5 protein-coding genes are annotated in these 2,981 nt (G+C 75.1%); all 5 read left to right on the top strand.

The window, feature by feature from the left end; genetic code table 11:
• Nucleotides 1–754: biotin--[acetyl-CoA-carboxylase] ligase (locus tag D6718_00450; protein RMG49042.1), on the top strand; the 754-nt coding region annotated here is incomplete at its 5' end.
• A 3-nt stretch (nucleotides 755–757) separates the two neighbouring features.
• Nucleotides 758–1,519, top strand: coding sequence for a type III pantothenate kinase (locus D6718_00455; protein ID RMG49043.1), 762 nt, complete (start codon nucleotides 758–760; stop codon nucleotides 1,517–1,519).
• Nucleotides 1,516–1,965 (top strand): low molecular weight protein arginine phosphatase, encoded by a 450-nt coding sequence (locus D6718_00460; GenBank protein RMG49044.1) that lies wholly within the window; start codon nucleotides 1,516–1,518, stop codon nucleotides 1,963–1,965. Before D6718_00455 ends, D6718_00460 begins: the two co-directional genes overlap by 4 nt.
• A 56-nt stretch (nucleotides 1,966–2,021) precedes the next feature.
• Nucleotides 2,022–2,750, top strand: a complete 729-nt coding sequence (locus D6718_00465; protein RMG49045.1) for a hypothetical protein — start codon at nucleotides 2,022–2,024, stop codon at nucleotides 2,748–2,750.
• Nucleotides 2,751–2,777: 27 nt separating this feature from the next.
• Nucleotides 2,778–2,981 (top strand): hypothetical protein (locus D6718_00470; GenBank protein RMG49046.1); only part of this gene is annotated, 204 nt, incomplete at its 3' end.

A 2,981-nucleotide genomic window follows, 5' to 3' on the forward strand; every position in this document is an offset into this window, starting at 1 on the left:
CCCCCTGATGGCCGCCACCGTGCTCCCGTCGACGATGGACGCGGCGCGGCGCGCGGCGGCCGCGGGCGCACCGGTCGGGACGGCGGTCGCGGCGGAGGAGCAGACCGCGGGGCGGGGACGGCGGGGCCGGCGGTTCGTCTCGCCGCGCGGGGGGCTCTACATGACCGTCCTCGCCCCCGCTCCCGAGCCGCTGGCGCTCTCTCCGCGCGCAGGGCTCTTCGCGGGGCTGGCGGTGGCGGAAGCCCTGGAGGCGCTAGGGGCGCGGGTGGAGATCCGCTGGCCGAACGACCTGTACCAGCCGCAGGGGAAGGTCGGGGGAATCCTGGCGGAGCTGTGGACGCCGGCCGGCGGGCGGGCAGCTCGCTTGCTCGTGGGAATCGGGATCGACGTCGCCTGCGATCCTCGGAGGACCGATCCGGAAGCGGCGGGACCGGGCGCAGCGCTCCGGGGACTCGGGGCCGCCGATCCGGTGGCCGCCGTCGCGGCCGAGATCCTGGCGCGGCTGCCGCTCCGCCTGGGCGACACCGGTTCACTCGCGGTGCGGTCTGCACTAGAATCGCTGCACAGCCGCATGACGCCACGGCCCGGCGAAGAGGCGACCGTTCGGCTCGCGAACGGGCGCCGGATCGCCGGCCGGACGGTCGGCCTCGACGACGAGGGCGCGCTGCTGATCGCAACGGGGGGTGGGACGACCCGGGTGCTCACGGGCGAGGTGGTCGCCTGCGAGCCGAGGCCGGGGAAGGGGAGCCGCTAGCCGGTGCTGCTCGCCGTCGATATCGGGAACACCCATATCGTGCTGGGCCTTTTCGACGGGGAGGCGCTGCGCCGGTCGTGGCGTCTGTGGAGCCGTCCGGGGCTGACCTCCGACGAACTGCGCGTCCTGCTCGCGGGGCTGCTCGGTGACGACGCCACGGCCGTCCGGGACGGCATCGTCGGTTCCGTGGTGCCGCCGCTCACCGGGGAAGTCCGGCGCGCGCTCGTGGAGTTGACCGGCGTCGAGCCGATCGAGGTCGCCCCCGGAGTCCGCACCGGACTGCGGATCCGCACCGACAACCCGCACGAGCTCGGCGCCGACCGAATCCTCAACGCGGTGGCCGCGCTGGAGCGCTACGGCGGCCCCTGCATCGTGGTCGACCTGGGAACGGCGACGACGCTCGACGTGGTCACCGCGGAGGGTGAGTACCTCGGGGGCGTCATCGCCGCGGGACCGGAGATCAGCGCAGCCGCCCTGGCGGAACGGACGGCCCGCCTCGCCCGCGTCGACCTCAAGCTTCCGCCGCACGTGATCGGCCGCAACACCGTCGATTCGATCCGGTCCGGTCTCCTCCACGGGCACGCGGCGATGATCGAAGGGCTCGTGACCCGCGTCGAGCGGGAGCTCGGAGGCCGGGCCACGGTCGTGACGACGGGGGGGCTCGGAGCGCTGATCGGCCGACTTCTCGAACGGGTCGACGTCCACGACCCCCATCTGACGCTGCACGGGCTGCGGATCGTGCACGCGAGGAACCGCGCGCGATGACGATCCTGTACCTCTGCACGGCCAACATCTGCCGCTCCCCGGTCGCGGAGCACTACATGCGGCGCGTGGCGGAGCGGCTCGGCCGGCATCCCGTGCGCTGCCTGTCGTCGGGAACGCACGCCGTGGACGGGCGGCCCGCCGATCCGGTCGTCGTCGAGCTCGCGCGCGAGCGAGGGCTCGACCTGAGCCGCCACCGCAGCCGGGCCCTCACGCGGGACATGCTCGACCAGGCGGACGAGATCGTCGTGATGACGCGGATCCAGCGGGCATTCTTGCGCGAGCACTATCCGGACGTGATGGGGAAGGTCGTCCTCCTTCGCGAGGCGGACGGCGGACTCGACCTTCCCGACCCGATCGGCGGGCCGGTGGCGGAGTACCGCAAGGTGCTCGAGATCCTCTTCCGCTGCATCGAGGCGCGCGCCCTCGAGCTTTCCTACCCCGCGTGACGCCCGGAGGCCGCCGACCCCGCGGGCTACAATCGGCGGCCGGGGGGAGGCGGAACGTGGCGGAGCAGCCCGAGAGCAACCGCGAACGGGAGTACGTCGTCGCGGTCGAGCGAACGTTCGGCCGTTTGCGCCGGCGGCCCCTCGTTCTCAGCCCGGAGGACCTGGCGCGGGTCCAGCGCTGGTACCGCAGCGGGCTTCCCTTGGAGCTCGTCCTCGAAACGATGGTCTCCCTCTACCGGCGGCTGTCCGAGCGCCGTCCACCCCGCATCCCCAGGACGTTGGCCTACGTGGAACCGGCGATCGAGGAGGCCGGAGCGGCGCTTCGCGAACGGCGCACCGGGGCGCCGGACCCGGCCGGCTCCCGGCCGGCCGAGGACCGGGAGGCGCTCGCCGCCGCCTTCCGGGCCGCCGCGGAGGCCGTTCGCCGCTCCCGAGCGCCGGAGCCGGCGCGCGCCGAGGTGGCGGCGGCCCTGGAAGCGCTGGCGCTCGGGCGGAACCCGCTCCCCGGCGAGGCCGATCCGGTGGCCGCCCTCGAGCGGCGCCTCGTGCGGGCGGCGCGCGAGGCGCTCGGTGGCCCGGAACTGGAGGAGGTCGAGCGGGAGGCGGCCCGCGACGTGGCTCCGTATGCGGCGGCGATGCGCGACGACGTCCGGGATCGCGCCCTCGAAAAGGCGCTCGCGAGGCGGCTGCGCCGCCGGTTCGGATGGCCCGATCTCGCCCGCCTGCCTCTGGTGCCGCCGGGCTTCCCGCCGCTGGGAGAGGACGAGACCAGCGGGCTTTCGTGACCGCTGCCCGTAGTCCACGCTGGAGCCGTGACACCGGGGGTCCTGCGGCTGTGGCGTGCGGCGGCTCTGCTCTGGGCCGGGGCCGCCGCCGGGGCCCGCCTCGCGGAAGCGCGACTGGCGGCTCTGGCGGGATCGCTCTCGCTGGCGCTGGCCGTCCGCTCGCCGCGGGGGCGGCGGCGGGAGTTCTGGTGCCAGCTCGCGATCGCGCTGCTCGGCGCGGGGCTCGCCGGG

Source organism: Acidobacteriota bacterium (assembly GCA_003696075.1).
Taxonomy (GTDB): domain Bacteria; phylum Acidobacteriota; class Polarisedimenticolia; order J045; family J045; genus J045.

Coding starts and splice junctions, on each gene's coding strand:
- D6718_00460 (RMG49044.1), top strand. CDS start 1,516: ATGACGATCCTGTACCTCTGCACGGCCAACATCTGCCGCTCCCCGGTC.